At 69.8% G+C, this 26755-nt stretch carries 23 protein-coding genes and 2 pseudogenes; 14 read left to right on the top strand and 11 right to left on the bottom strand.

Annotated elements, in window-relative coordinates; genetic code table 11:
* Nucleotides 1–3: 3 nt before the first annotated feature.
* From ACFYYJ_RS23580 to ACFYYJ_RS23540, 9 genes and pseudogenes are all read right to left on the bottom strand, one after another.
* On the bottom strand, nt 4–498 hold the full coding sequence (locus ACFYYJ_RS23580) for a Pycsar system effector family protein (protein WP_389135093.1): 495 nt from the start codon (nt 496–498) through the stop codon (nt 4–6).
* Nucleotides 495–1619, bottom strand: coding sequence for a hypothetical protein (locus ACFYYJ_RS23575; RefSeq protein WP_389135089.1), 1125 nt, complete (start codon nt 1617–1619; stop codon nt 495–497). Before ACFYYJ_RS23575 ends, ACFYYJ_RS23580 begins: the two co-directional genes overlap by 4 nt.
* A gap of 13 nt (nt 1620–1632) precedes the next feature.
* The gene (locus ACFYYJ_RS23570) at nt 1633–3750 is read right to left on the bottom strand and encodes a hypothetical protein (protein WP_389135086.1); all 2118 of its coding nucleotides are present in this window, start codon (nt 3748–3750) and stop codon (nt 1633–1635) included.
* Entirely contained in the window at nt 3747–4472 is a 726-nt protein-coding gene (locus ACFYYJ_RS23565; protein WP_389135083.1) for a hypothetical protein, read from the bottom strand. Before ACFYYJ_RS23565 ends, ACFYYJ_RS23570 begins: the two co-directional genes overlap by 4 nt.
* 92 nt (nt 4473–4564) lie before the next feature.
* A complete protein-coding gene (locus tag ACFYYJ_RS23560; protein ID WP_389135080.1) occupies nt 4565–5287 on the bottom strand; it encodes a Crp/Fnr family transcriptional regulator in 723 nt (240 codons plus the stop codon).
* 78 nt (nt 5288–5365) lie between these two features.
* Nucleotides 5366–7837: a YfhO family protein gene (locus tag ACFYYJ_RS23555; RefSeq protein ID WP_389135077.1), complete on the bottom strand. Its 2472-nt coding sequence runs from the start codon at nt 7835–7837 to the stop codon at nt 5366–5368.
* Nucleotides 7838–7945: 108 nt separating this feature from the next.
* Nucleotides 7946–8141: pseudogene (locus tag ACFYYJ_RS23550) on the bottom strand (hypothetical protein).
* A 447-nt stretch (nt 8142–8588) separates the two neighbouring features.
* Nucleotides 8589–9113, bottom strand: coding sequence for a hypothetical protein (locus tag ACFYYJ_RS23545; protein ID WP_389135074.1), 525 nt, complete (start codon nt 9111–9113; stop codon nt 8589–8591).
* Nucleotides 9114–9125: 12 nt separating this feature from the next.
* Nucleotides 9126–9266: pseudogene (locus ACFYYJ_RS23540) on the bottom strand (WhiB family transcriptional regulator); the annotation flags it as partial.
* A 53-nt stretch (nt 9267–9319) separates the two neighbouring features.
* Between ACFYYJ_RS23540 and ACFYYJ_RS23535 the strand changes: the two are divergent.
* The 6 genes from ACFYYJ_RS23535 (at nt 9320) to ACFYYJ_RS23510 (ending at nt 15043) form a co-directional block, all read left to right on the top strand.
* Nucleotides 9320–9781: a helix-turn-helix domain-containing protein gene (locus ACFYYJ_RS23535; RefSeq protein ID WP_389135072.1), complete on the top strand. Its 462-nt coding sequence runs from the start codon at nt 9320–9322 to the stop codon at nt 9779–9781.
* Nucleotides 9782–10102: 321 nt separating this feature from the next.
* Nucleotides 10103–10474, top strand: a complete 372-nt coding sequence (gene rpsL / locus ACFYYJ_RS23530; protein ID WP_007265893.1) for a 30S ribosomal protein S12 — start codon at nt 10103–10105, stop codon at nt 10472–10474.
* Between the two features lie 2 nt (nt 10475–10476).
* Nucleotides 10477–10947: a 30S ribosomal protein S7 gene (gene rpsG, locus ACFYYJ_RS23525; protein WP_007265894.1), complete on the top strand. Its 471-nt coding sequence runs from the start codon at nt 10477–10479 to the stop codon at nt 10945–10947.
* Nucleotides 10948–10986: 39 nt separating this feature from the next.
* On the top strand, nt 10987–13119 hold the full coding sequence (fusA, locus tag ACFYYJ_RS23520) for an elongation factor G (protein WP_376662002.1): 2133 nt from the start codon (nt 10987–10989) through the stop codon (nt 13117–13119).
* Between the two features lie 148 nt (nt 13120–13267).
* Nucleotides 13268–14461, top strand: coding sequence for an elongation factor Tu (tuf, locus tag ACFYYJ_RS23515; RefSeq protein ID WP_030008455.1), 1194 nt, complete (start codon nt 13268–13270; stop codon nt 14459–14461).
* A 222-nt stretch (nt 14462–14683) separates the two neighbouring features.
* Nucleotides 14684–15043 carry a hypothetical protein gene (locus tag ACFYYJ_RS23510; protein WP_385126282.1) on the top strand — a complete coding sequence of 120 codons (360 nt, stop codon included), beginning with the start codon at nt 14684–14686 and terminating at the stop codon, nt 15041–15043.
* Between the two features lie 83 nt (nt 15044–15126).
* Here ACFYYJ_RS23510 and rfbC read toward each other — a convergent pair whose 3' ends face one another.
* Nucleotides 15127–15726 (bottom strand): dTDP-4-dehydrorhamnose 3,5-epimerase, encoded by a 600-nt coding sequence (gene rfbC, locus ACFYYJ_RS23505; protein ID WP_384585755.1) that lies wholly within the window; start codon nt 15724–15726, stop codon nt 15127–15129.
* On the bottom strand, nt 15723–16598 hold the full coding sequence (rfbA, locus tag ACFYYJ_RS23500; protein WP_389135064.1) for a glucose-1-phosphate thymidylyltransferase RfbA: 876 nt from the start codon (nt 16596–16598) through the stop codon (nt 15723–15725). Before rfbA ends, rfbC begins: the two co-directional genes overlap by 4 nt.
* An 82-nt stretch (nt 16599–16680) precedes the next feature.
* Here rfbA and rfbB point away from each other — a divergent pair, with 82 nt between their 5' ends.
* The 8 genes from rfbB to ACFYYJ_RS23460 all read left to right on the top strand — a co-directional run bounded on the left by rfbB (nt 16681) and on the right by ACFYYJ_RS23460 (nt 26734).
* On the top strand, nt 16681–17658 hold the full coding sequence (rfbB, locus tag ACFYYJ_RS23495; protein WP_385126278.1) for a dTDP-glucose 4,6-dehydratase: 978 nt from the start codon (nt 16681–16683) through the stop codon (nt 17656–17658).
* Nucleotides 17655–18566 (top strand): dTDP-4-dehydrorhamnose reductase, encoded by a 912-nt coding sequence (gene rfbD, locus ACFYYJ_RS23490; RefSeq protein WP_389135060.1) that lies wholly within the window; start codon nt 17655–17657, stop codon nt 18564–18566. The genes rfbB and rfbD overlap by 4 nt, the downstream gene beginning before the upstream one ends.
* A 143-nt stretch (nt 18567–18709) precedes the next feature.
* The gene (locus ACFYYJ_RS23485) at nt 18710–19111 is read left to right on the top strand and encodes a DUF2304 domain-containing protein (protein ID WP_384745019.1); all 402 of its coding nucleotides are present in this window, start codon (nt 18710–18712) and stop codon (nt 19109–19111) included.
* Nucleotides 19108–19914 (top strand): glycosyltransferase family 2 protein, encoded by an 807-nt coding sequence (locus tag ACFYYJ_RS23480; protein ID WP_385126274.1) that lies wholly within the window; start codon nt 19108–19110, stop codon nt 19912–19914. The genes ACFYYJ_RS23485 and ACFYYJ_RS23480 overlap by 4 nt, the downstream gene beginning before the upstream one ends.
* Nucleotides 19915–19923: 9 nt before the next feature.
* Nucleotides 19924–20808 (top strand): glycosyltransferase family 2 protein, encoded by an 885-nt coding sequence (locus ACFYYJ_RS23475; RefSeq protein ID WP_384585743.1) that lies wholly within the window; start codon nt 19924–19926, stop codon nt 20806–20808.
* A gap of 25 nt (nt 20809–20833) precedes the next feature.
* Nucleotides 20834–22132: a lipopolysaccharide biosynthesis protein gene (locus ACFYYJ_RS23470; RefSeq protein WP_385359103.1), complete on the top strand. Its 1299-nt coding sequence runs from the start codon at nt 20834–20836 to the stop codon at nt 22130–22132.
* A gap of 6 nt (nt 22133–22138) precedes the next feature.
* Nucleotides 22139–23965 carry a phospholipid carrier-dependent glycosyltransferase gene (locus ACFYYJ_RS23465; RefSeq protein WP_385126270.1) on the top strand — a complete coding sequence of 609 codons (1827 nt, stop codon included), beginning with the start codon at nt 22139–22141 and terminating at the stop codon, nt 23963–23965.
* Nucleotides 23966–24097: 132 nt separating this feature from the next.
* Nucleotides 24098–26734: a peptidoglycan recognition protein gene (locus ACFYYJ_RS23460; RefSeq protein WP_389135053.1), complete on the top strand. Its 2637-nt coding sequence runs from the start codon at nt 24098–24100 to the stop codon at nt 26732–26734.
* Nucleotides 26735–26755 lie beyond the last annotated feature (21 nt).

Below are 26755 nucleotides of genomic sequence, written 5' to 3'. Positions count from 1 at the left end.
TGGTCAGCCGAGCAACAGGGCGGCCGGCATGAGCACCGTGCCGCAGCCGTAGGCCAGCAGGCCGACCCGGATCCACTGGTGCTTGCGGACCGCGATCAGACTGTTGGCGGCCAAGGCTGCTCGTACCGCACTCCCCGGGGCGTGGCCGGTGTCGGTCAGGGCCTCGTCCAGATGCCCCTGCCGGTCGGCGGAGTGGACGTCACCGAAGTAGGCCAGCGGACTGCCCGCCTGCCATGCGGAACGCAGGGAGCGCGGGAGCACGGCGAGCAGGAGGGCCAGGAGGGCCAAGGCGAGAGCCGCCGCTCCGGCCCACCAGAGGATCGCTGCCGGACCGGACAGAGCGCCGGGGGTCCGGGCCGGTCCGGACACAGGGCCGCTGACCACCCCGGTGGTCATCCCGAGTGCCCCGAGGAGGAGGGCGGCCTTGGTGTCGGCACGGGCGATTTCGACGCGTAGGTCGGTGAGAAGCCGGGTGGCGGCCTCGTCGGACGCGGTCATCGGGGGACGTCGGGCGTAGTGGGCGGTTCCGGAGGTGCGAGCGGCTGCCAGTCGGCCAGGTCCACCGCCGTTGGTTGGGTGGGCACCTTCGGGTGATGAGCCTCCGCCGGGGACTCGGTCCCCTTCCGGGCCTCAGGATCCAGGGAATCCTGCTCATCGGGCACGTGCCGGCCCAGGACCGCATTCAACGCGTCGATCGCGCGCCGCCGCGGTCCCTCCAGCTCGAAGGGCTCGGTTCCCGCCTTGGCCAGCAACTCCTTGATGAGGGCCATCTGAGCCTGGAGTCGCTCCCGCTGATCCTCTCGAAGGCTGCTCATGGCCTGCGCCGAGTCCTGTGGATGCTGGGCCAGGTGCATGGCCCAGGCGTTGGCCCCGCCGCGTGCCAGGTACTCCAGATAGAAGTCGATCCGCTGCGCCTCGTACTCCTGCAACTCCAGCCGGTGCTGGTGCTGGGCATGGGCACGTTTTGCCTTCTCCAGATCGGCCAGGGTGCCGCTCTGCTGGGTCAGGACTTCCTCAGCGGTCGCGTGTTCGATCGACTGGAGGCGACGGGCGTGCTCGATGTTGTCCTTGTCACGACGCAGTCGAACGCTCCACAGGACATGCAGGCCCGCTTCCTCGCCCAGTGGTTTGCCCTCGCGGACCGCGGTCAGGACCTCCGCTTCGGCGCCGGCGCTGTCGGACATGGGGAATCGACGGGTGACCGGGCGGGCGGCCTGCTCGAACTCGCCGAGCAGGAGGCGAGGGACGTCGCGGTGTCCGCTGCGGACGAACCGGACCGGGTCGGTGACCTGCCAGTCGAGTTCGATGCTCACCTCGAACTCGTGGGCGTCGTCGACACTGGGCAACGGCACTTGGGTACGGACGGGATGCATGCCCATGTCCACTTCGTAGACCGCGGTGTAGCGCCGAGGGATCCGGCGGGGCCGGTGGGGAGGGAGAAAGAATTCGAACCCGCCACGCCTGGTCGTGTAGACGAGGGCGTGGTCGATGCGGGTGTGCGGGCCGCCGGACAGGCCGAAACGGCTCATCTGGCGGACGGTGACGACGGGATCCTTCAGAGGGGTGTGCCGGTCGGCACGCTGATCCCAGTCGGTGGAGCGGTACAGCGAGCTGCCCATGACGGGTCTCCTCTCAGGCGTGGGTGAGGGGACGGGTGAGCGCGGCGCGCAACCGCTCCGCGACGGCCGGCCGGGGCTGACCGTCCAGCCCCTCCATCGTGTCGAGCAGGTGGTCGAGCCGGGCGGCATCGCGGGGCCCGGCGACGAGTCCGGGAAGCAGGTCCACCAGGGCCTGTGCGGTGTCCGGGTCCAGGTCGGCCGCCCGGACCCAGCTCCGTAGAACGGTCTCGGCGCGCTCGTTGGTCGTACGGTCGTTCAGCGCGATCCGAAGCAGGTGGGTTACGTGGGCCGAGGCCGACGGCGACTGGGCGGCTTGGTCCAGCAGTGGCGGACAAGGGGCTTTGTCCACCCGTTCGCAGGCGGTGAGGAACCCGTCCAGAGCGAGCCCACGCGCAGAAGGGTGACCGTCCAGGACCGGGACCAGGGCGCCGAGGGCAGGCTCGGCTGCCGACGAGAGCAGCAACAGGGCCACCGACTGGGGGAGCTCTGCGGCGACCTGCTCGTCGCCCGCCCCGATGCGGGACTGCTTCTCCCTCTTGTCGTACTGGTGCCGGGCCTGTGCCCAGAGGGCGGCGAGGGCGTCCAGTGGGCGTTCGGGCCCGATCAGACCCAGCGCACGGACCCCGACCCAGCAGCGCTTCGGATCCTGACCGTCGGTGCTCCAGACGTCGACGATCCGGGGGATGTTCGGGGCTCCGATCCGGTGAGCCAGAGCGAGGGCGCTGACTGCCGTCAGCTGACGTCGGGATTCCCTCGCCCCAGCCCAACGCTCGACGACGAGGGCCATAGCGGAGGGCAGGTCCGTGTACGCGAGGACGGCGACAGTGGCCGCCGCCCGGGTCCGTACGAACGGGCGCCCGTCGACGGAGAGCCCATCGAGCCATTTGATCAGCGCGGGTCGCGCCGCCGGGTGGCCGGTCCAGACCTCACGCAGCACCACGGGTGCCACGCGCTCGTCGTGGAACTCGGCCTTGACCTGAGTGACCTCGCCCCACTCCGTCATTTCCTTGTCGGCATAGCGTCGAGCCCGAGCGCTTTGCAGTCGCTTCTCGATGTGTGTGCCGAAGACCGGGATCGGCTTCTGGTAGCCGTCGTCGCCTGTGCTGCGCAGCTTGGCGAAAAGGGTGTCGCCGAGTTCCGCCGTCAGGGCGTACGGCCCCTTGTCGAACGCGGCGAGTGCGATCAGGAAGGCCTTCTCCCGTAACTGCACCGGTGTTTCTGCCTCTTCGAACCACTCCTGGACCTGCTCTTCTAGCGTGGTCAGCGAGTACTGCTCGATCTTCTCCTTGTCGCCCTGAGCGAGGACCGAGACGTACCGCACGACCTCCCGGATCTGACGCTGATGCGACAGGAACTCGTCGACGTCGGGCAGTGCCAACAGCATCCGTGCCTGTGAGGGATCCGTCCTCTTGGGCAGGAGGGTCGTGAGTACCGTCCGAGGGTCGGGCGGGCGCCAGGCCGCGAGCTCTACGGTGTCCTCGACGTATGGGCTGCGGCCGGTTGTGATCACGAGGTACGCGTTCAACTCGCGCATCCGGCTGCGGAGCGCCAACATGTGGGCCTCTCGCAGCGGCTGCTCACGTGTGATCTCCAGATCGAACAGCACATGACCGACGGTGCCGTCACCCGCGGTCAGACGCTGACTCAGCTCGCTCGGTGTCACGTTCCGGTCCAGTGCACGGACGGGTGCGGCGCCGAGCCGGTGCAGCAGCATGAGGGCTGCCGTCCGTCGGCCGGAGAAGGGGGCACCGGCCAGGACGATCACACGTTCCCTGCGTAGCCTCGCCAGCAGCCGGTCGAACGGGGTGTCTTCCGAGACGAAGTCGTCGGCGAGCCGTTCCAGGGTCTCAGACGGGATCTCACCGGAGACGTGGCCCCCTCCGAAGCCACCGAAGTTGTAGTGGTGCTCGGTCTTGCCGCCGGTGATGATGTCGCCGATGAGCTTGCCGGCCACGACACCATGGCTGGTCCCATGGAACTGGAGCATCGAACGCGGAGCGTGGTCGTCCAGGTCCCGGCGGGCAGCCCAGGGTTCCTGTGCCGGCTGTTCGGTCTCGGTGGCTTTCTCCTCTTCGGCCGGCCCGGCCGCGGGCGCCTCCGGATCGGTCTTCGGTACTGCCTCCTCGCTCACCGGCGCTCACCGGAGCCACCGAAGGTGATGTCGCCCTGGACTTGGTTCGCCACCAGGCCGTGGTTCGTGCCCCGGAAGTCGATGCCGGCCGGAGCGGGCGGCATCGTGTCCCGGGGCGGGACCTGCTTCGGAGCGGCCGCTGTGGTGGGGAGCGGGCCGTGGAGCCAGGCGCTCATCGGGCCGTTCTTCGTAGAGACGGTGATGGCCTGGAACTCCTCCTTCGGGATGCCGAGGTGGTCGTGGACCACGATGCCCGTGTGCACGGACTCGGAGACGCACAGCGCGTAGTCGTCCGTGCGCTCGCGGAGTGCGGCTCGCAGCGGGTTCGCGTCCAGGAGACGGCAGGCATTGTTCAGGTCCGTGCCCACCCAGCCGTCGAACTGGTCGATGTGGACGAATCCGGTTGCCAGGACGGCCCGCAACCGGATCTGCGCGGAGCTGGCGGCGAGCCTGTTGACTGCGCGCAGCTCGGCCGGAGCGTCCTGCAGCAACGCCCTGAGCAAGTCGGTCAGTGGGACGGAGGGATCGATCAGCTCCATCACCGCGTCACCCCGGTCGGCGCGCAGGCGCTGGTTTTGGTCGGCACCGGCCGCGAGCAGGACGCGGTCGACGATCCCGAAGAGCATCCGTCGCAGGTAGCCCTGTTGTACGTCGTCGCGGTCGCTGAACCGCTCGGTGTCGATGAGGAGCAGAGTGCGGAAGAGCGGCTTCGGCTGTGTCATGTGAGCAGCGTCGGGCAGCGGGCGCCTGCGCCGTGAGGGAGGATGACGCGCCCGAGTGTGACGGTGTGCACTGAAGGGGCGGGGCGTTTGCGTCAGGCCGTCGGTGGCTGGGCCCGGGCGATCCGGTGCAGTACGTCCGGGCGCACGATCACCACCGTGCGCCGTCCAGTGCTGATCACACCCCGGTCGCGCAAGCTCTTCAGCTCTCGCTGGACCATTTCGCGGGAGGCGCTCACGGCACCTGCCAGTTCCTGCTTGGTGAGTGGGACGGCCACCTCGATGCCTTCAGCCGTCCGCGCGCCGTGGATCCGGGCGAGGTCGAGCAGGAGCATCGCGAGTCGTTCGCGGACGGGCATCGAGGCGAACTGGAGGTTGCGCCGGTCAGCGGCCCGCGTACGGTCCGAAGCGAGGGCGAGCAGTTGCAGGGCGACATCGGGGAACCGGCTGAGGAAGACCCGGAACCGTTCGTGCTCGATGACGACCGCGCGGACCCGCTCGAGTGCGGTCACCGTCGCGGAGCGTGGGCGGCGGGTGAGCGCAGCGGACTCACCGACGATGTCGCCCGGCCCGCGCAGGGCGAGCAAGGCCTGGTAGCCGTTGGGGTGCGCGGCGGTGACCTTGGTCCAGCCGTGTAATACGAGGAGGACGTGGGTCGTGGGCTCGTCCTGGTGGAGCAGCGTGCTGCGCGGTTGGTAGATCACCTCCCGCCCGAGCGCCCGTAACGCGGTGCCGTCGGCCTCCTCCAGCCGAGCGAGGAAGGGGACCCTGTCGTCCAGCCCGCCTTCGCCGCCGACCGGGTCCGCACTCTCGTTCATCTGCCGTCGCCCCCGCCCCGGTGATCAGGGCGGTCAATGTACTCAACAACCGATTCGGTGCGCTCCGGAACCGCGGGATTACCCCACGTCCGAGTGCCGGCGGCGGATGACGAAGGCGACGGATCCCAGGGTGAGCAGGGCCAGGCCGGCGGCTGCCAGGCCGGGGGTGAGGCCCTTCGGGGTGAAGGTGCAGGAGAGCTTGTCCGTGCCCGCGGGGAGGTCAAGGGAGATCAGGCCGTGGAAGTCGCGGATCGGGGCGGAGCACTGCCAGCCGGGGACGTTCGTCATCGCCAGGACGGCGGTGCCGGTGGTGCCGCGGGGGAGGGTCGCCTCGATGCCGTGGCCGGTGATGTCGATCGAGGTCGCGCCCGTGGTGGTGAGGTCGCGGACCCTCGTGTCGAGGGCCGTGCGGTCCAGGCAGCCCAGGGGGTGGGTGCCGGCCGTGGCGTCCTTGGTCTGCGTGCGGACGGTGACGTCGAGCCGGCCCGAGGCGGGGACCGGGCCGAGGGGGGTGACCCCGGTCATCAGGTCTTCCAGGGGCCGCTCGGTGCCGCCGGCGGTGAGGGTGCCGTGGAGGGCGGGGGAGTACCAGAAGGCCTCGGAGCCGGGGGTGCACCGGGCGGCGTACGTCTGCTCCGTGGCGGTGCCGCCGCGGGTGACCTCGGGGACCTGGTAGACGGTCGCACCGAGGACGTTCTCCTGGCGGGCCCAGACACTGTCCGTGGGGTTGGGGGAGGTGTGGGGCGAGGTGCGGACGGTGACCAGTGGGGGTGCGGGGAAGGTGGAGCCCTCCCAGGTGTCGGGGGTGGCGCCGGGGCGGACGCGGGCGCCGATGGAGAAGATCGCGTCGAGCACCGGGTTGTCCGCGCCGAAGAAGGTACGGCCGTCGTTCTTGTAGCCGTAGCCGAGGGGTTCCAGGGCCTTGTAGGTGGCCTCGGGCAGGTAGCTGCTGTAGTACTGCGGGCCCTCGGCGCGCAGGGTGAGGGCGTCGTTGTACGAGGTCTGGGGCGCGCCCGAATCGGTGCGGTAGGCGGGCCAGCCGTCCACGCGCCGCACGGCGTCGAAGTGCTCGGTGATCGACCGGTTCGAGGTGGCGACGGGCTTCGCCCAGCGTTCGCGGGCGCGGCGGACGTCCGCGTTGTAGGCGGCGACCGTCGACTCGGCGAAGACCACGCCGATCATGAGGACCGCGGCGATGGGGATCAGCCGGCGGCGCTTCTCGCCCAGGGTGAGGAGGACGAGGGCGAGGAGGGAGACCGCGCCGCCGCCCAGGACGGCGGGCCAGGTCCAGCCGCCGAAGTCGTTGGCGCGGCGCAGGACGAACGCGGCCAGGACGAGGAGGGCCGCGACCAGGGCCAGGTGGAGCGGGCGCGGCCGGTTGGCCAGGGCCAGCCAGGCGACGACCACCACCATGCCGCTGAAGACGAAGGCCTCGCGGTACGGGTTGCCGTTCGGGACCGCCAGGCCGTGCCACACGTACTGGGTGGGCGGGAACTGGAACGAGGCGAGTACGAGGACCGTGGCCGCGGCCCAGACCAGGCGGGTCTTCTTCGCGATGCGCGTGTTGAGGAGGAAGGAGCCCGCCAGGATCAGCCCGAGGGAGGCGACGTACAGGCGGGGGCGGCCGCCCCACAGGTGGGTCGCCGGGAGCATGCCCGCCAGGAAGAGCTCGATCCGGACCGGATCGAAGGCGCCGGCCTGGGTGGGCTGCGCCGAGCCGCTGGAGAGGAAGGAGGGCAGGAGCAGCGGGAGGGTGAGGAGGACGCCCGTGGCGGTGGCGGTCGCGGCGCGCCACAGGACCCGCAGCCGTTGCCCGCCCGTCATTTCCAGGGTGATCAGACGGATGGCGAGCAGGACGCAGGCGGCCATCGTCGCCATCATCGCGGTGTAGAAGTTCCCGAACCAGGCGAGCGCGACGAGCAGGGCCACGCCCGGCCAGCGCCGCTGCTCCAGGCACCACTCGACGGCGATGCCGAGCATGGGCAGCGCCACCAGGCCCCACAGCCACATCGGGATGTAGGAGGCGTCGCTCAGCGCCCAGGCGCACAGGCCGTACACGGCTCCGAGCACGCCCCGCTGCCACCACGGGCCGGGGCGCAGCTTGCCGAGGTACACCGTCATCACGGCGGCGGCGGCGCCCATGGTGATCGGGGTGATCGCGAAGACCGCCAGGTCCACGTGGGCGCGGGGGACGAGGACGGTGAGCCAGGAGAAGGGGTTGCCGAGGTACGTGTAGTAGTCGGACAGGAACTGCTGGCCGAAGCCGCCGCGCCAGGTGAAGAGCAGGTCGCCGGCGGCCTGGCCGTGGACCAGGTCCCACAGCGCCCGGTGGAAGGGGACGTACTGGTTGGCCTGGTCGTTGATGGCACGACCGGTGGTGCCGAAGGGGAAGGTGCCCCGCGCCACCCAGGCCGTGCAGAACGCGGCCGAGGTGATGAGGAAGGCGAGGAGGGGGCCGCGGAACCGGGCGGCGCGGAGGGCGTATCGGCGGGGGGAGCGCTCGTCCGGGCCGGAGGGAGGAGATTCGACTGCGGTCGTCTCCGGTGCCACGGTGCCCAATGTCCTGCTCCCTGCTCCTCGACGGCAAGCCGCCAGTTTAGGTCGCGGGCGGGGGGCGGCCCGCCGGGCGGGCCGCCCCGGTGCGCGGGGTGGGGCGGGTCACTGGCCGCTGATCTGCCAGGCGGTCACCGCCACCGCGGAGACCGCGGCGAGCGCCGTCACACTGGCGAGTGGCCAGCGGGAGCGTTCCAGGGCGTCGAGGCGGGTCTCGTGATCGGCGAGCTGCCGGTCCGACTGGTCGCTGTGCTGGACGAGCAGAGCTGGCGCCGTCGACCCGGGCGAAGCCGGACTCCATGGTTCCGCGCAGCCGCTCCAGCTCGACGGCGACGGAGAGCGGAGTTTCCGGTGGGGCTGGTTTCGGTGAAGCGGGCGCACAGGGTCGTGTAGGGCTTGACCCGGGAATCGAAGTCGGTCAGGGCCTCGGCGACGGCGGTGGCCACCGCCGTCTGGTCGGGGGCCACGGGGTTCATGCCGACCGGGTACAGGACGACCTGGCCGGCTCCGCGCAGTTGGGCGCCGAGTTCGCCGTCCTCGGTGAACTGCGCGGTCACGTACACGGCCGGGTAGCCGCTGACCGGGTCCGGTTCGAAGCCGCCGCCGAGTCCGGCGTCGTACACGCGGATCTGGACGGTGTGTCCGGCCTCGGTGACGATGGCGCGGCCCGCGTAGTCGATGGCGATGCCCCAGGGCAGGGTCGGGTCGATGTTCATGTTCGGGTCTCCTCGGGTGGGGTCGGCACGGATCAGCTCTGGGTGCCGTACATCAGCAGCGGCTGGGCGTAGACGAGCCCGGTGCCCGCGGTGACCTTCGCCTGTACCTCGATCTTGGCCGTGCTGCCGAAGCGGGCTCCGAAGTCGGGGGTGATCGCGGCCGTGCGGTCGAAGGACGTGGGGGTGGTGACGATGTCCCCCCACTGGACGTCGTCGACCATGACGCGGATCTGTCCGGTGACGCCGGCCGCGGCGGCGGTGACGATCTGGATCCGCATCTTCGGCTGGAAGATCGGGTTGGAGGAACGGGCGATGGCGGTCCACGCGGTCTGGTTGGTCTGCGGCCGGCGCGCGGTGCCGAGGTCCTGCGGCGGCAGCATCGGCAGCCAGGGGCGGGCCAGGCCGCCGGTGACCACGTCGTCGGACAGGACCTCGTTGCCGTACGGGTCGAAGATGCGGACGGCCTGGTCGTAGGTGCCGGTGACGACGTTGCGGATGCTGAGCGCGGTCTTGCCGCTCTGCCGCTTGATCTCCATGCCGTACTCGGTGTCGGACACGGCCTGCTCGCACTCACGCCGGACGGGGCAGGAGACGCAGGCGCGCAGGGCGGGGGCGGCGATCTTGGCCCGCTTGGTGAAGACGACGTCGGGCGGGAGGCCGGCGCACGCGGCGGAGGCCTGCCAAGGCCCACGCGGGGCGGCGGAGGGTATGGGGGCCCGGGCAGGGCTCCGGTCGGCGGTCCCGGTGACTGTCGGTGCGGCAAATGAGCACTCTCGAACTGGACGCGTTCGCGGCCTGGGTGGAAACCCTGATGCGGCAGCGCGGGTACGACATCGACAGCCCCCGCGGCGGCGGCAAGTCGAGGATCGCGGACGAGGCCGGCGTGCACCGCGCCGCCGTCACCCGTCTGCTCCAGCGCCAGAGCATGCCCGACCTGGAGACCATGCGCCGGATCGCCCCGCTGCTCGGGGTCTCGGTGCGCGACATGCTGATCCGTTCCGGCCGGGTCGCCCCCGAGGAGCTCCCGCTCACCCCCAGGGAAATGGCCCCCGGCGGCCGCAAGCCCACCATCGAGGACTTCGCCCAGTGGCTGGGCGTCCCCGAGGCGCGCCGCGAGGTCTTCGTCAAGGTGGTCAGCCAGTTCCTGGAGCCGGAGGACGCGGAGGGCGGGGCGCCCGCCGACGCGCCGGCCACCGCCGACGCCCGCCGCCGGGCCCGGGACTGACCTGCCGGTTCGGGGAGTTGCGCCGCGGCCGGGCGGTCCGGTCGAACTGGCCCGTCCGTACGCCTTGCGTCCGGTGTGTTTTCGTGCTGGGCATTTGTTTTGACCTACCTCTGTGAGGTAGGTACGCTCTGACCTTGTGCCTGGGGTGTGCCCTGGGCTCCCGCGTGCGCTTGGACGCCGCGGTGAGCCGAGAAGTCCACACCGCGATCCGCGCCCTCCTTCACCTCGGTGAAGGCGTGCAGGGTCCGACACACCCGACCGCGTGGGTCGGCAAAGTTCCAGGTTAGCTTCACTACACGGCACACAGAAACCGGAGAAGTAGTGCCTACGATCCAGCAGCTGGTCCGTAAGGGCCGGCAGGACAAGGTCGAGAAGACAAAGACCCCCGCGCTCGAGGCTTCGCCTCAGCGTCGTGGCGTCTGCACGCGTGTGTTCACGACCACCCCGAAGAAGCCGAACTCGGCGCTCCGTAAGGTCGCGCGTGTGCGTCTGACCTCCGGCATCGAGGTCACCGCTTACATTCCGGGTGAGGGACACAACCTGCAGGAGCACTCGATCGTGCTCGTGCGTGGTGGCCGTGTGAAGGACCTGCCGGGTGTTCGTTACAAGATCATCCGCGGTGCGCTTGACACCCAGGCTGTCAAGAACCGCAAGCAGGCCCGCAGCCGCTACGGCGCCAAGAAGGAGAAGTAAGAATGCCTCGTAAGGGCCCCGCCCCGAAGCGCCCGGTCATCATCGACCCGGTCTACGCATCTCCTCTGGTGACCTCGCTCATCAACAAGATCCTCCTGAACGGCAAGCGCTCCACCGCCGAGCGCATCGTTTACGGCGCCATGGAAGGCCTCCGCGAGAAGACCGGCAACGACCCGGTCATCACGCTGAAGCGCGCGCTGGAGAACGTCAAGCCGTCCCTCGAGGTCAAGTCCCGCCGTGTCGGTGGCGCGACCTACCAGGTTCCCGTCGAGGTCAAGCCGGGTCGTCAGTCGACCCTGGCCCTCCGCTGGCTCGTGGGTTACTCCCGCGCCCGCCGCGAGAAGACCATGACCGAGCGCCTGATGAACGAGCTTCTCGACGCCTCGAACGGCCTCGGTGCGGCCGTCAAGAAGCGCGAGGACACGCACAAGATGGCCGAGTCCAACAAGGCCTTCGCGCACTACCGCTGGTAGTCGCAACCCACATCGAGACCGAGAGAAGACTGAGCCGATATGGCTACCACTTCGCTTGACCTTGCCAAGGTGCGCAACATCGGCATCATGGCGCACATCGACGCGGGCAAGACGACCACCACCGAGCGCATCCTGTTCTACACCGGTGTGTCTTACAAGATCGGTGAGGTCCACGACGGCGCTGCCACGATGGACTGGATGGAGCAGGAGCAGGAGCGCGGCATCACGATCACGTCTGCCGCGACGACCTGCCACTGGCCGCTCGAGGACGTCGACCACACCATCAACATCATCGACACCCCGGGTCACGTTGACTTCACCGTCGAGGTGGAGCGTTCGCTCCGCGTCCTCGACGGCGCCGTCACCGTGTTCGACGGTGTCGCCGGTGTGGAGCCGCAGTCCGAGACCGTTTGGCGTCAGGCGGACCGCTACGGCGTTCCGCGCATCTGCTTCGTCAACAAGCTCGACCGCACGGGTGCCGAGTTCCACCGCTGCGTCGACATGATCAAGGACCGCCTCGGTGCGGTTCCGATCGTCATGCAGCTCCCGATCGGTGCCGAGGCCGACTTCCAGGGTGTCGTCGACCTCGTCCGCATGAAGGCGCTCGTCTGGTCCGCCGAGGCGACCAAGGGCGAGATGTACGACATCGTCGACATCCCGGCCTCGCACACCGAGGTTGCCGAGGAGTGGCGCGGCAAGCTGGTCGAGACCGTCGCCGAGAACGACGACGAGATCATGGAGCTCTTCCTCAACGGCGACGAGCCGACCGAGGAGCAGCTGCACGCCGCCGTGCGCCGCATCATCCTGGGCTCCGGCAAGGGCAAGGGCGAGCCCACGATCACCGCGGTGTTCTGTGGCACGGCGTTCAAGAACAAGGGTGTTCAGCCCCTGCTCGACGCCGTCGTCCGTTACCTCCCGTCGCCGCTGGACATCGAGGCCATCGAGGGCCACGACGTCCGCGACGCCGAGACGGTCGTGAAGCGCAAGCCGTCGGACGAGGAGCCCCTCGCCGCGCTCGCGTTCAAGATCATGAGCGACCCGCACCTCGGCAAGCTCACCTTCGTCCGGGTTTACTCGGGCCGCCTGGAGGCCGGCACTGCGGTGCTGAACTCCGTCAAGGGCAAGAAGGAGCGCATCGGCAAGATCTACCGCATGCACGCGAACAAGCGTGAGGAGATCGACTCGGTGGGCGCCGGCGACATCGTCGCCGTGATGGGCCTGAAGCAGACCACCACCGGTGAGACGCTTTGTGACGACAAGCAGCCCGTGATCCTGGAGTCCATGGACTTCCCGGCTCCGGTCATCCAGGTCGCCATCGAGCCCAAGTCCAAGGGTGACCAGGAGAAGCTGGGTGTCGCCATCCAGCGTCTCGCGGAGGAGGACCCCTCCTTCCACGTTCACTCGGACGAAGAGACCGGCCAGACCATCCTCGGCGGTATGGGCGAGCTGCACCTCGAGGTGCTGGTCGACCGTATGAAGCGCGAGTTCAAGGTCGAGGCCAACGTCGGCAAGCCGCAGGTGGCCTACCGCGAGACGATCCGCAAGGCCGTCGAGCGTCACGACTACACCCACAAGAAGCAGACCGGTGGTACCGGTCAGTTCGCCAAGGTGCAGATCGCGATCGAGCCCATCACCGAGGCCGACGGTCCGGCGTACGAGTTCGTGAACAAGGTCACCGGTGGCCGCGTGCCGAAGGAGTACATCCCTTCGGTGGACGCCGGTGCGCAGGAGGCCATGCAGTTCGGCATCCTGGCCGGCTACGAGATGACGGGCGTTCGCGTCACGCTTCTCGACGGTGGCTACCACGAGGTCGACTCCTCCGAGCTCGCGTTCAAGATCGCCGGCTCGCAGGCCTTCAAGGAGGCCGCGCGCAAGGCTTCGCCCGTTCTGCTCGAGCCGATGATGGCCGTTGAGGTCACCACGCCCGAGGAGTCCATGGGCGATGTCATCGGTGACATCAACTCCCGCCGTGGCCAGATCCAGGCCATGGAGGACCGTCACGGAGCCAAGATCGTCAAGGGCCTCGTGCCCCTTTCGGAGATGTTCGGCTACGTCGGAGACCTCCGCAGCAAGACCTCGGGTCGCGCCAGCTACTCGATGCAGTTCGACTCCTACGCCGAGGTTCCCCGGAACGTCGCCGAGGAGATCATCGCGAAGGCCAAGGGCGAGTAACTCTTCCGAGTACACGCTTTAGGCTTGTCACCGGAGCCTCTGGGGCAACAGGAGCAACCCTCCGTTGCCCCGGAGGGGCCGGCTTTCCAGCAAAGATCACCTGGCGCCGATGAGTAAGGCGTACAGAACCACTCTCCAGGAGGACCCCGTGGCGAAGGCGAAGTTCGAGCGGACTAAGCCGCACGTCAACATCGGCACCATCGGTCACATTGACCACGGTAAGACGACCCTCACGGCCGCCATTACCAAGGTGCTGCACGACGCGTACCCGGACCTGAACGAGGCCTCGGCCTTCGACCAGATCGACAAGGCTCCTGAGGAGCGCCAGCGCGGTATCACCATCTCCATCGCGCACGTCGAGTACCAGACCGAGGCGCGTCACTACGCCCACGTCGACTGCCCGGGTCACGCCGACTACATCAAGAACATGATCACCGGTGCCGCGCAGATGGACGGCGCGATCCTCGTGGTCGCCGCCACCGACGGCCCGATGCCGCAGACCAAGGAGCACGTGCTCCTGGCCCGCCAGGTCGGCGTTCCCTACATCGTTGTCGCCCTGAACAAGGCCGACATGGTGGACGACGAGGAGATCCTGGAGCTCGTCGAGCTCGAGGTCCGTGAGCTGCTCTCCGAGTACGAGTTCCCGGGCGACGACCTGCCGGTCGTCCGCGTCTCCGCGCTGAAGGCGCTCGAGGGCGACAAGGAGTGGGGCGAGAAGCTCCTCGGCCTCATGTCCGCCGTCGACGAGGCCATCCCGACCCCGCCGCGTGACACCGAGAAGCCGTTCCTCATGCCCGTCGAGGACGTCTTCACGATCACCGGTCGCGGTACGGTCGTCACCGGCCGTATCGAGCGTGGTGTCCTGAAGGTCAACGAGACCGTCGACATCATCGGTATCAAGGAGACCAAGACCACCACCACGGTCACCGGTATCGAGATGTTCCGCAAGCTGCTCGACGAGGGCCAGGCCGGTGAGAACGTCGGTCTGCTCCTCCGTGGCATCAAGCGCGAGGACGTCGAGCGCGGCCAGGTCATCATCAAGCCCGGTTCGGTCACCCCGCACACCGAGTTCGAGGCCCAGGCCTACATCCTGTCGAAGGACGAGGGTGGCCGTCACACCCCGTTCTTCAACAACTACCGCCCGCAGTTCTACTTCCGTACCACGGACGTCACGGGTGTCGTCACCCTGCCGGCCGGCACGGAGATGGTCATGCCGGGCGACAACACCGAGATGACGGTCGCGCTGATCCAGCCGGTCGCCATGGAGGAGGGCCTGAAGTTCGCCATCCGTGAGGGTGGTCGTACCGTGGGCGCCGGCCAGGTCACCAAGATCACGAAGTAATTCGTGCTCTGACCTGGTAGCTCGTTCGACGAGCACCAAGTTGCACTGAAGGGCCCCGTCCCACCGCTTCGGCGGTGGGGCGGGGCCCTTCGGCGTGTGGGGGGAGCGCCCACCACCGGTCCGGTCGTCATCCCTTCGGGTGCGCTGCGGATGCCCGACGGCGCGCGGCGGGTGAGGCTGCGGTAGAGGCAGACACCACCGCACAGACGAGGACCGAGCACCATGCTTGAAATCGGAGGAGCCAGGCTCCGGCATGTCGGCGTCATCGCCGGGGCGGCGCTGCTGCTCACGGCGACGGCCTGCTCGACGGGCAAGACCACCGTGGGCCAGCTCAGCTTCCGGGCGGAGGACTCCCCGGTCCTGCTCAGCTACTCGAACACGCCCGTCCAGGGCTGCCACAAGATCGCGCTGCCGCGCGGCGCGTCCCACGTCTACAACAACACCCTCGTCGACGTGGTCATGTACAGGACGCCGGACTGCCAGAAGAGCGAGAAGGCGCCCGGGATCTACATCCCGACCGCCACCTCGAACGTGACGGCCACCGGCAGTCTGCCGTGGCGCAGCTTCTCCGTCATCCACTGACGGGCCGTCGGGACGGTGGTACGACGGAGGGCCGCATCCCGGTGTACGGGATGCGGCCCTCTTCGCGCGCGTGCGCCCGCGGGTCAGCTCACGCGGAGCGACTCGGTGAACTCCTTGCAGGCCGCGTAGTCGGGCAGCAGCCCGGTCGCGATCGCGTCGGCCAGCGACGGCGCGGCCTCGTCGCGGGCGGAGAGCAGCGGGACCTCGGCCGGCCACTCGATGCCCAGGTCGGCGTCGAGCGGGTGCACGGAGTGCTCGCCGGTCGGGTTGTAGGTCTCCGAGCAGAGGTAGGAGAGGGTGGCGTCGTCGCTGAGCGCGCAGAAGCCGTGGCCCAGGCCCTCGGGGATGTAGACCGCGCGGCGGTCCACGTCGTCGAGGCGGACGCCTTCCCACTGGCCGAAGGTCGGGGAGCCGACGCGCAGGTCCACGATCACGTCGAGGACGGCGCCGCGCACGCAGGTCACGTACTTGGCCTGGCCGCGCGGGACGTCGGCGAAGTGGATGCCGCGGACCACGCCGGCCGAGGAGACGGAGAGGTTCGCCTGCGCCAGGTTCAGCGGGTGCCCGACGACCTCGGCCAGCCGGTCGAAGCGGTACCACTCGGTGAACAGGCCGCGCGGGTCGCCGTGCAGCTGCGGGGTGATCTCGAAGGCACCCTCGATGGAGAGCTCGCGGAACTTCATCGGGCGTCCTCCTCGGCGAGCAGCTGCAGCAGGTAGTCGCCGTAGCCGCTCTTGGTCAGCGGTTCGGCCAGTTCGCGCAGTTGCGCGGAGTCGATCAGGCCGGCCCGCCAGGCCGCCTCCTCGATGCAGCCGATCTTGAAGCCCTGGCGTTCCTCGATCACGCGGACGAACTCGGAGGCCTGGACCATCGAGACGAAGGTGCCGGTGTCGAGCCAGGCGGTACCCCGGTCGAGGATGGTCACGTTCAGCTCGCCGGCCTGGAGATAGGCGTCGTTGACGGCGGTGATCTCCAGCTCGCCGCGGGCGCTGGGCTTCAGGCCCTTGGCTATCTCCACGACCTGGTTGTCGTAGAAGTACAGACCAGGCACCGCGTAGCGGGACTTCGGCTTGGCCGGCTTCTCCTCGATGGAGATGGCCTGGCCCTTGTCGTCGAACTCGACGACGCCGTACGCCGTCGGGTCCGCCACCGGGTACGCGAACACCCGGCCGCCCTTGGCGTCGGTGTGCTGCGCGAGGCGGGTGCCGAGGCCGCTGCCGTGGAAGATGTTGTCGCCGAGGATCAGCGCGACGGACTCGTCACCGATGAAGTCGGCGCCGAGGACGAAGGCCTGGGCGATTCCCTCCGGGCGCTCCTGGACGGCGTATTCCAGCCGCAGCCCGAACTGCGAACCGTCGCCGAGCAGCCGCTCGAACTGGGCCCTGTCGTCCGGGGTCGTGATGATCAGGATCTCGCTGATGCCCGCCATCACCAGGGTGGAGAGCGGGTAGTAGATCATCGGCTTGTCGAAGACGGGGAGCAGCTGCTTCGAGACTGCCCGCGTCAGCGGCCACAGTCGCGATCCGGTGCCACCGGCCAAGAGGATTCCACGCATGGGGAGAACCCTATGCGAGAGGCCGTGGGGGAGCCGCGCGCACGGCATGTGACGTTCGGCAGGCGGCTAGACTCTTCGTATTATGCGCATCCTCGTGACCGGCGGCGCCGGCTTCATCGGTTCAGAATTCGTTCGCCAGCAGCTCGGTGCAGACGCCACGGCGCAGATCACTGTCTTCGACAAGCTGACCTACTCCGGTGTCGAGGCGAACCTCGCCCCGGTCGCGAACCACCCCGGATACCGCTTCGTCAAGGGCGACATCTGCGACGCCGAGGCCGTCGACCAGGTGATGGCCGGTCACGACGTGGTCGTGCACTTCGCCGCCGAGTCCCACGTGGACCGCTCGATCGCCGGCGCGGGTCCGTTCGTGATGACCAACGTCGTCGGTACGCAGGTCCTGCTGGACTCCGCCCGCAAGCACGGCGTCGGCCGCTTCGTCCACATCTCCACCGACGAGGTCTACGGCTCGATCGACGAGGGCTCCTGGACGGAGGAGTGGCCGCTGGTGCCGAACTCCCCGTACTCCGCCTCCAAGGCGTCGTCCGACCTGCTGGCGCTGGCGTACCACCGCACGCACGGCATGGACGTGGTGGTCACCCGCTGCTCCAACAACTACGGGCACTACCAGTTCCCGGAGAAGGTCATCCCGCTGTTCGTCTCGAACCTGATGGACGGCAAGAAGGTCCCGCTGTACGGCAACGGCGGCAACGTCCGCGACTGGCTGCACGTCTCCGACCACTGCCGCGGCATCGACCTGGCCATGCGCAAGGGCCGGGCCGGCGAGGTCTACAACATCGGCGGCGGCACCGAGCTCACCAACAAGGAGCTCACCGGAGTGCTGCTGGAGGCCGCCGGCCTCGGCTGGGAGATGGTCGAGCGGGTCGAGGACCGCAAGGGCCACGACCTCCGCTACTCCATCGACATCGGCAAGATCGGTGCCGAGCTGGGCTACGCCCCGCAGGTCACGTTCGAGGACGGCATCAAGGCCACCATCGACTGGTACCGCGAGAACCGTGCCTGGTGGGAGCCGCTGAAGGCGAAGGCGGCCCTGCAGAAGTGAACACCGAGACGCGATCCGGGCGCTGGCTCGTCACCGGCGCCGCCGGGATGCTCGGCCAGGACGTACTGGCCGTCCTGGAGGACGCCGGCATCGAGGCCGTAGGCCTGCGCCGAGCCGACCTCGACATAACCGACCCGGACGCCGTCCGGGCCGCCGTCGACGGCGCCGCCGTCGTCGTGAACTGCGCCGCCTGGACCGACGTCGACGGAGCGGAGACGGCCGAGGCGGCCGCCACCGCCGTCAACGGCACCGGCGTACGGGTCCTCGCGGAGGCCTGCGCCGCCGCCGGGGCGCGGCTGCTGCACGTCTCCACCGACTACGTGCTGCCCGGCGACGCCTCGGAGCCGTACCGCGAGGACGCCGAGACCGGTCCGGTCAACGCCTACGGCCGTTCCAAGCTGGTGGGGGAGCGGGCCGTCGCCGAGCTGCTGCCGCAGGACGGTTACGTGGTGCGGACCGCCTGGCTGTACGGCGAGCACGGCCCGAACTTCGTCGCCACCATGCTGAAGCTGGCCGCCCAACGCGACACCCTCGACGTCGTCGACGACCAGCACGGCCAGCCCACCTGGTCCTACGCGCTGGCCCGCCGGCTCGTCGAGCTCGGCCTCGCCGCGCTCGACGGCAAGGCGCCGGGCGGGGTCTACCACGGCACCGCGAGCGGCCGGACCACGTGGATGGGGCTGGCCCGTGAGGCGTACCGGCTGAGCGGGCTCGACCCGGAGCGGATCCGGCCCACCACGTCCGAGGCGTTCGTACGCCCGGCCGTGCGGCCCTCCTTCAGTGTCCTTGGTCACGACGGCTGGTCGGCCGCGGGGCTCGAACCGCTGGCCGACTGGCGGGCCCAGCTCGCCGAGGCGATCACCCGTCCGGCCTTCGCCGACCTGCTGCGACCGCCCTCCGAGCGGTGAGCCGGCACGGCTGATCGCGTGCGCGCGCACGTCGTCCACGGGGCCCCGGAGGCAACCTTTCGGGCCCCGTTTGCGTCATTCGGCGTGCCATATGCTTCCCCTATAAAGATGTTGGCCCCTTCGCCCGAAAGGCGCCGTAGGCTGTGCGACTCTCCGTTCTGACCTCCATCACCGGACTTCTGGTGCTGGGGTACATCCTCGAGCTGCTGCGCCGCCAGCAACTGCGGGAGAAGTACGCGGCGATATGGCTCGCGATCGGACTGCTGGTCGCCCCGCTCGGATTCGTCCCGGACCTGCTGGACCCGGTGGCCAGGGCCCTCGGTGTCGCCTCCGGTGTGAGCCTGGTGCTGTTCGTCGGCTTCGTACTGGTCCTGATGGTGAGTCTGCACCTCAGCTGGGAGACCAGCCGGCTGGAAGCGGAGACCCGGACCCTCGCGGAGGACGTCGCGTTGATCCGCGCGCACCTCGTCCAGCAGGGCGGTTACCCGAATACGTCGCCGCGCACGGAGGATTCCGGCGCCTTCGAGGCACAGGTGAAATCGTGAACGACGGCCGCCGCGTTCTGATCATCCTTCCCGCCTGGAACGAGCAGGACGGCCTGCCCTCGGTCCTGCGCGAGATCCAGCAGCAACTGCCTTACGTCGACACCCTCGTGGTGGACGACGGCTCGGCGGACGACACCGCCGAGGTGGCCCGGGCGGCCGGTTCCGCCGTCGCCCAGCTGCCCTTCAACCTCGGTGTCGGCGGCGCGATGCGGCTCGGCTACCGCTACGCGCAGCAGCACGGCTACGACGTGGCGATCCAGGTGGACGCCGACGGTCAGCACGACCCGGCCTACGTGCCGGCCCTCCTGGAGCGCCTCGCCGCCGGCGACGCCGACCTCGTCATAGGCGCCCGGTTCGCCGGCGCCGGCGACTACTCGGTGCGCGGCCCGCGCAAGTGGGCGATGTCCCTGCTGTCCGTGGTGCTCTCGCGGATCACCCGGACCAAGCTCACCGACACCACCTCGGGCTTCCGCGCCTGCAACCGGCCCCTGATCGAGTTCTTCGCCCGCTGGTACCCGGTGGAGTACCTCGGCGACACCATCGAGTCGATGGTGGGCGCCGCCCGCTCCGGCTTCACCGTGCGCCAGATCCCCGTGGCCATGCGGGAGCGCACCACCGGCCGCCCGAGCGCGTCGCCGCTCAAGGCGATGGTCTACCTCACCCGGGCCGGCCTCGTGCTGCTGCTCGCGATGATCCGCCGGATGCCGGGGGAACTCAAGGCGTTCACGCCCGGTTCCCCGGCGTACGCGGCGTTCCAGCAGCGCACGGCCGAGCTGGTCGACCGTGAGCTGACCAAGGCCTAGGCGGAGAAAATGTCGCGTTTCGAGATCCTGCTGCCGTACTACGGCGATGTCGCGCTGATGCAGGACGCGGTCCGCAGCGTCCTGGTCCAGGGCGGCGACGACTGGCGCCTGACCGTCGTCGACGACGGCCGTGAGCCGGGCGTCCCCGAGTGGTTCGAGGAGCTGGCGGACCCCCGGGTCAGGTACTTCCGCAACGAGCGCAACCTCGGCGTCACCGGCAACTTCAACCGCTGCGTCGAGCTCGCCGAGTACGAGTACCTCGTGCTCATGGGCTGCGACGACCTGATGCACCCGAACTACCTGGAGGTCGTGCGCGCCGCCGCCGACCGCGAGCCGACCGCGGCGATGATCCAGCCGGGCGTCCGGGTGATCGGCTCCGACGGTCTGCCGTACGACACCCTGGGCGACCGCACCAAGCGCAAGCTGTACGCGCCCAAGGGCCCGGGCAGGGCCCTGCTCGGTGGCGAGGAACTCGCCACCAGCCTGCTGCGCGGCAACTGGCTGTATTTCCCGTCGATCTGCTGGCGCTCCGAAGCGGTCAAGCGCTTCGGCTTCCGCACGGACCTGGGCGTCATCCAGGACCTCGCCCTCGTCGTGGACCTGCTGGTGGCGGGGGAGACCCTGGCCACCACCCCGGAGGTCTGCTTCAGCTACCGCCGGCACGCCGAGAGCGAGTCCTCGGCGAAGGCCTACACCGGCCACCGCTTCGAGGAAGCCAAGCGCTTCTTCGTCGAGACCGCCGACCGCCTCGACGGACACGGCTGGCCGCGCGCGGCCAAGGTCTCCCGACTGCACCTCTCCTCACGGCTGCACGCACTCACACTGCTGCCCGGAGCGGCCAAGCATGCCGGTCGCCCCGGTGTCGGCGCCATGCTCCGCCACGCCACACGCTGAGCGTGCGGCCTATGAAAGCTCTTGTATGAACCCGATCTCGAAACTGCTCAAGGCCCTGCCCCCCGGGACCGCCATGGTCGCGGGGGGCACCGCTGTGCTCGGCGCCGCCTCCTACATCCACCTCGCGGTGGCCGGACACAGCCTCACCAAGGCCCACATGGCCGGGGTCTCGGTGCTGTGGACCCTGGTGATGTCCGTCGGGATCGGCCTGTTCTTCCCGATCGAGCAGGAGCTCACCCGGATCGTCGCCGCCCGCGCCGTCCGCGACGAGGGGGCCGCGCCGGTGGTCCGGAAGGCGGCGCTGCTCACCGGCGGCATCCTCGCCGTGGTCCTCGGAGCGCTCGCCCTCTTCGCCGGGCCGATCGCGGACCGGCTGTTCCAGGGCGACCGCCAACTGGTCGCCGTGCTCGGCGCCGCCTTCGCCGCGATGGCCCTGTGCTACCTCACCCGGGGCGTCCTGGCCGGCACCCGCCACTTCACCGCGTACGGGACCCAGCTCGCGGTGGACGGCGGCCTGCGGATCGCGATGGCCTTCGCCTGCGCCGCCGCAGGACTGCACTCGGCGCTCGCCTTCAGCCTGATCCTCGTCGTGGCGCCGTTCATCGCCCTGCTGGTCACGCTGTCCCCGACGCTGCGCGGGGCACGGCCCGGCGGCCCGATCGCCACCGGCGAGCTCGTCCGCGGCCTCGGCCCGCTGACCGCTTCCACCCTGCTCGCCCAGGTCGTGGTCAACGCGGCGGTGATGAGCACCCAGCTCTTCGAACCGACCCGCACCGAACTGATCGCCGGCCTGCTCAGCGCCCTGGTCCTGGCCCGCGTGCCGCTGTTCGTCTTCGGCTCGCTGCAGGCCTCGCTGCTCTCCGGTCTGTCCACCGTGGTGGCCGGCGGCGACCACCAGGGCTTCTCCCGGATGCTCCGCAAGGCGTGCGCGGTGGTCCTCGGTCTCGGCGCCGTCGGCGGTGTGCCGGCCGTGGTGATCGGACCCTGGCTGATCGAGGTCCTGTTCGGCGCCGCGCCCGGCCAACTCGGCCACGTCGACTTCCTGTGGTTCGCCCTCGGGACGACCGCCTACATGCTCGCCATGGTGCTCGGCCAGGCCCAGATGGTGCTGCACAAGCACCGCGCCCAGTTGGTGTGCTGGGTGCTCGGCACCGTCGTGCTCATCGGGATCACGGTGGTCCCCGGCGACATCGCGCTGCGCGTGGGCCTGGCCTACGCGATCGGTTCTCTGGCCACCGCCGGCACGATGCTGCTGACCCTGCGCGGCGCCGTGCCGCGCCGCACCGCCGCACCGGTACCCAACGGACACCTCACGGAAGTCTGACCTGTCATGACACGACTGGCACCCCTGTCCCCCGCCGGCCCGGAGAGCGACCTGCCCGCCGAGGAGCACTCGGCGGACAGCCCTCCGGCGACGCGTTGGTGGCGAGCCCGGATCGTGGTGCCGTCGGCGCTGGCCCTGGGCTACGTGCTCAACGTGCTGTTCCGGTTGTCGCTGGTCACCAAGCAGGACTTCCCGACCGCCAACCCGGACGAGTCGATGTACCTGGTGATGGCCAGGATCCTGGCGGGCAGGCCGACCACCTCGATTCCCAACGACCAGGTCATCCCCGCCGGCTACTCCCTGCTCATCTCGCCGGCCCTGCGCCTCACCCAGGACCCGGTCCTCGCCTACCACCTGGTCATGGGCACGAACGCCCTGATCAGCTGCCTGGTGCTGCCCCTGGCGTACTGGGGGCTGCGCCGGCTGAACGTCTCCAGGCCGGTCTCGTACATCGGCGCCACCCTGGTGACGGTCGTCCCGCCGGTGGTCTTCTACTCGCAGTACGCGATGGCGGACACCCCGCTGCCGGTCCTGATCCTGGCGTGGCTGATCGGCGTCCACGGCCTGTTCTCCGAGGGCACCAAGAAGCGCCGCGTCCTGTTCGCCCTGCTGGGTGCCTTCGCCGCCGGATACTGCCTGCTCACGCACGACCGCGGCGGTGTGATCGTCGCCCTGACGGGTCTGGTGCTGCTCGTGGCGCTGGTCCTCGGCCGGGCACCGCGGATCGCCGCCGCCTCGGCGCTCGCCCTGCTGGCCGTCATGTTCGTGCTCAAGCAGCTCATGACCACGTGGATGATCTCCCAGATCGACGGCGCCGCGCCGAGCCAGGTCGGCAACGCCGTGTTCGAGACGCTCGGGAACCCCCACCTGCTGCGCCGCACCGTCATGCGGATGATCGGCCACCTCTGGTACTTCATCACGTCCACCTGGGGCCTGGGCGCGGTGGCCCTGGTGGTCTGCGTCTGCGCGATCCTCAGCGCGCGCTTCGCCCCGGCCAACCGTGTGGTGGCCTTCCTGATGGTCGCGCTGCTGGGCGGCATCGCACTGGCGGCGTCCGCGGGCCTGCCCAACGACCACCGCATCGACACCGTCGTCTACGCCCGCTACCTGTCCCTGTTGGTCCCGGCGTACCTGCTCGCCGCGGTGGCCGCGCTGTACCACGTCCGAGGGTGGAAGAAGACGGCCGCGCTCGGCGTGGCCGGGGGCGGCCTCACGCTGGCCCTCGCGGCGGCCCTGCTCCACATGGCGAGCAAGCAGTGGAGCGAGTGGTTCTTCGTCCTGTGGGGCCTGCCCGACGCCACCTTCCTCACCAGCCTCGTGGGGAAGGGCTGGGACAGCTTCCACGCGGCGCTCGTCACCGCGGTCGCCTTGGCCGTGTTCGCCGTGGTGATGCTGCTGCGCCTGCTCGGCGGCGACCGCCGGGCAGGGCTCGCCACCGGCGCCGTCGGCGTGCTGCTGGTGGCGTTCGGCGCCTTCGCGACCGTCACCGTGACCGACCACGTCAACAAGGAGTTCGTGGCGGACCGGCTGGACGACGGCACCGGATTCATCGAGAAGGCCGGCATCCGCCCGGGAGACCGACTGGTCATGGACGACGACGTCCGGTGGGAGATCCGGATGACGGCGTCCTACCTGGTGCTCGACGGTCGGGTCTGGACCCGCTTCCTGCTCAAGAACGACGCACCTCCGGCCGACGCCAACGTGGCCGTGCTCGCCCTCTACGACAAGAAGGCCCCCGCCACCGACAGCTGGCGGGGCGCCCCGGCCGGCTGGCACGTCGACCGGGACGTCCGCCAGGGCAAGAACGAGTACGTGGTCTGGCGGCGCGGCTGACCCCGACGCCGCCCGAAGCGGCGCGAGCGCCCAGGTCACGGCACCCCGCCGATCTCCCCGACACCCCCTGCCAGTAGCATCCGGCCGTTCGCAAGTGGCACCTGCACGGCTCTCAAAGGGTTGGGGAACGCGTTGAAACCAGGACGAGTACGCGGGACGGCCATCGCCGCCGCGCTCGGTGTCGTAGCGGTGCTCGGTTTCCAGGGAGCGGCCAACGGCTTCGGCACGGACTCCCCGGACGAGAACGCCGGCGCGCGCTACCGGGCCACCGGCAAGGCGAAGGCGCCCGTCGAGGGCAAGCTCCACAAACTGGCGCTCAAGCCGAAGGGGACCGGGAAGGCCGTCCTCTCGCAGCAGGAGACCAAGCCCTTCGGGCTCCTCGGCGTTTCCTGGAAGGACCCTTCCGCGCAGGTCAAGGGCACCATCGAGGCCCGCACCCGGGACGCGGAGACCGGTAGGTGGTCGAAGTGGATCACTCTGGAGGTGGCCAAGCCCGGCCTCGACGGCAAGCGCCCCGGGCTGCACGGCGCCACCGAGCCCGTCTGGGTCGGCCCCTCCGACGGCGCCGAGGTCCGGGTGGGCGGCGGCACCGCGGAGCTCCCCGCGGGGATGGAACTGAACCTCGTCGACCCGGGCGCCGCGAAGCCGAAGAAGAAGGGCGACCTCGCCGCCGCCCCCGCCGCCTTCGCCCTCCCGGCCGCGGACCCGGTGCCCACCGACCCGCCCACCGTTCCGCCGTCGGTCCCCGGCCCCGACTCCACCGCGCCCAAGCCCGACGTGGTCTCGCGCGTCGCCTGGGGCGCGGACGAGTCCCTGAACAACGAGGGCCCGATCTACCTCCCCGGAGGCAAGGTCAAGGCGGTCTTCGTCCACCACACCACGGGCGCGCCCTACGAGTGCAGCGAGTCCGCGGCCGTCGTCCGCGGTCTGCACGTCTTCCACGTGCAGACCAACGGCTGGCGGGACCTCGGCTACAACTTCCTCGTCGACAAGTGCGGCACGATCTTCGAGGGCCGCCAGGGCGGCGTCGACCAGCCCGTCAACGGCGCGCACACCTACGGCTGGAACGCCGAGTCGGCGGGCGTCGCCGTCCTCGGCGACTACACGAACGAGGGGGCCTCGCCCGCCGCGCTCGACGCCGTCGCCAGGATCGCCTCGTACAAGCTCGGCCAGTACGGCGGGGACGTCAACGGCACGACGACACTGGTCGCGGGCGACACCCAGACCAACTTCTCCGGCACCAAGTTCACCAAGGGCGAGTCGTACGAGTTCAAGTCGCTCTCGGGCCACCGGGACGGCTTCAACACCCAGTGCCCGGGCAACTCGCTCTACCCGCAGCTGGGCACGATCCGCGCGGCCGGCCCCGCCGCCGGGCTCAGGATCGCCACGGTGAACAGCGCGCCGCCGAAGCCGGGCACCCCCCTGGAGACCACCGTCGGACCGGTGTCCCTCTCCTGGACGACCACCACGGCACCCGCCCAGATCACCAAGTACGAGCTGCTCGTCGACGGGGCCGTGGTCGCGGACGCGGGCAAGGCGACCACCGCCTCGACGCCGCCGCTGGCCCTCGGCAACCACGACCTCCAGGTCCGGGCGACCACCCTGAACGGCAAGGTGGCCACCAGCCTCCCGGTCACCGTCGTGGCGGGCGCGGCCAGGGACATCAAGTTCGTCCCCGTCACCCCCAAGCGCCTCATGGACACCCGCGAAGGCCTCGGCGTGCGCACGGGCCAGGTGCCCGGCGGCGGTGCGATCACCCTCCCGGTCACCGGCCCGGAGATGAAGGACGTGACCGCGGTCGTCCTGAACGTGACGGCGACCAACCCGACGCAGGCGGGCTTCGTGTCGGTCTACCCGGGTGACGCCTCCGCGCCGCGCCCCAACGCGTCGAACCTGAACTTCACCGCCGGCCAGACGATCCCCAACCTGGTGGTCGTCCCGGTCGCGGACGGCAAGGTCAGCTTCTACAACCACTCGGGGGGCGTCGACCTCATAGCCGACATCACCGGCTACTTCACGTCGAGCGGCGAGGGCGCCACGCAGAGCAGCTACGGCCCGACCCGTCTGATGGACACCCGTGAAGGCCTTGGTGTCCCCCGCCAGAAGGTGGCCGGCGGCACCGCGATCAGCCTCGACGTCCCCGTCGCCGGGGCCAAGGCCGTCGTCCTGAACGTGACGGCGACCAACCCGACGCAGGCCGGCTTCGTGTCGGTCTACCCGGGCGGCACGGGCGCGCCGCGCCCCAACGCCTCGAACCTGAACTTCACCGCCGGCCAGACGATCCCCAACCTGGTGATCGTCCCCGTGGTCGACGGCAAGGTCAGCTTCTACAACCACTCGGGCACCGTCGACCTGATCGCCGACATCACCGGCTACTTCTCGGACAGCACCGCGGGATCGACGCAGACCAACATCGGCCCCAAGCGCCTCATGGACACCCGTGACGGCCTGGGCGTCCCGCAGAAGCCGGTCGCGGGCGGCTCCACCGTCACCCTCCAGCTCACGGGCGCCGAAGGCGCCCTGCCCGCCGGGGTCACGGCCGTCGTGCTGAACGTGACGGCGACGAACCCGACGCAGGCCGGCTACGTGTCGGTCTACCCGGGAGACGCGACGGCCCCCCGCCCCACGGTGTCGAACCTGAACTTCACCGCCGGCCGGACGATCCCCAACCTGGTGATCGTCCCCGTGGTCGACGGGAAGGTCACCTTCTACAACAACTCCGGTTCCGTGGATCTCCTCGCGGACATCACCGGGTACTTCAGCAAGTGATCTAATGCGATGAATTAGCAG

Source organism: Streptomyces sp. NPDC002467, assembly GCF_042889825.1.
Classification (GTDB): Bacteria; Actinomycetota; Actinomycetes; order Streptomycetales; family Streptomycetaceae; genus Streptomyces.
The sequence above is the reverse complement of the archived record's forward strand: the minus strand, read 5'-3'. Positions and strand labels throughout refer to the sequence as shown.

Excerpts from the sequence above, each read along its gene's own strand:
- ACFYYJ_RS23580 (WP_389135093.1), bottom strand. The coding sequence starts at position 498 with ATGACCGCGTCCGACGAGGCCGCCACCCGGCTTCTCACCGACCTACGC.
- ACFYYJ_RS23575 (WP_389135089.1), bottom strand. The coding sequence starts at position 1,619 with ATGGGCAGCTCGCTGTACCGCTCCACCGACTGGGATCAGCGTGCCGAC.
- ACFYYJ_RS23565 (WP_389135083.1), bottom strand. The coding sequence starts at position 4,472 with ATGACACAGCCGAAGCCGCTCTTCCGCACTCTGCTCCTCATCGACACC.
- ACFYYJ_RS23560 (WP_389135080.1), bottom strand. The coding sequence starts at position 5,287 with ATGAACGAGAGTGCGGACCCGGTCGGCGGCGAAGGCGGGCTGGACGAC.
- ACFYYJ_RS23535 (WP_389135072.1), top strand. The coding sequence starts at position 9,320 with ATGAGCACTCTCGAACTGGACGCGTTCGCGGCCTGGGTGGAAACCCTG.
- rpsG (WP_007265894.1), top strand. The coding sequence starts at position 10,477 with ATGCCTCGTAAGGGCCCCGCCCCGAAGCGCCCGGTCATCATCGACCCG.
- fusA (WP_376662002.1), top strand. The coding sequence starts at position 10,987 with ATGGCTACCACTTCGCTTGACCTTGCCAAGGTGCGCAACATCGGCATC.
- ACFYYJ_RS23510 (WP_385126282.1), top strand. The coding sequence starts at position 14,684 with ATGCTTGAAATCGGAGGAGCCAGGCTCCGGCATGTCGGCGTCATCGCC.
- rfbC (WP_384585755.1), bottom strand. The coding sequence starts at position 15,726 with ATGAAGTTCCGCGAGCTCTCCATCGAGGGTGCCTTCGAGATCACCCCG.
- rfbA (WP_389135064.1), bottom strand. The coding sequence starts at position 16,598 with ATGCGTGGAATCCTCTTGGCCGGTGGCACCGGATCGCGACTGTGGCCG.
- rfbB (WP_385126278.1), top strand. The coding sequence starts at position 16,681 with ATGCGCATCCTCGTGACCGGCGGCGCCGGCTTCATCGGTTCAGAATTC.
- ACFYYJ_RS23475 (WP_384585743.1), top strand. The coding sequence starts at position 19,924 with ATGTCGCGTTTCGAGATCCTGCTGCCGTACTACGGCGATGTCGCGCTG.
- ACFYYJ_RS23470 (WP_385359103.1), top strand. The coding sequence starts at position 20,834 with ATGAACCCGATCTCGAAACTGCTCAAGGCCCTGCCCCCCGGGACCGCC.
- ACFYYJ_RS23465 (WP_385126270.1), top strand. The coding sequence starts at position 22,139 with ATGACACGACTGGCACCCCTGTCCCCCGCCGGCCCGGAGAGCGACCTG.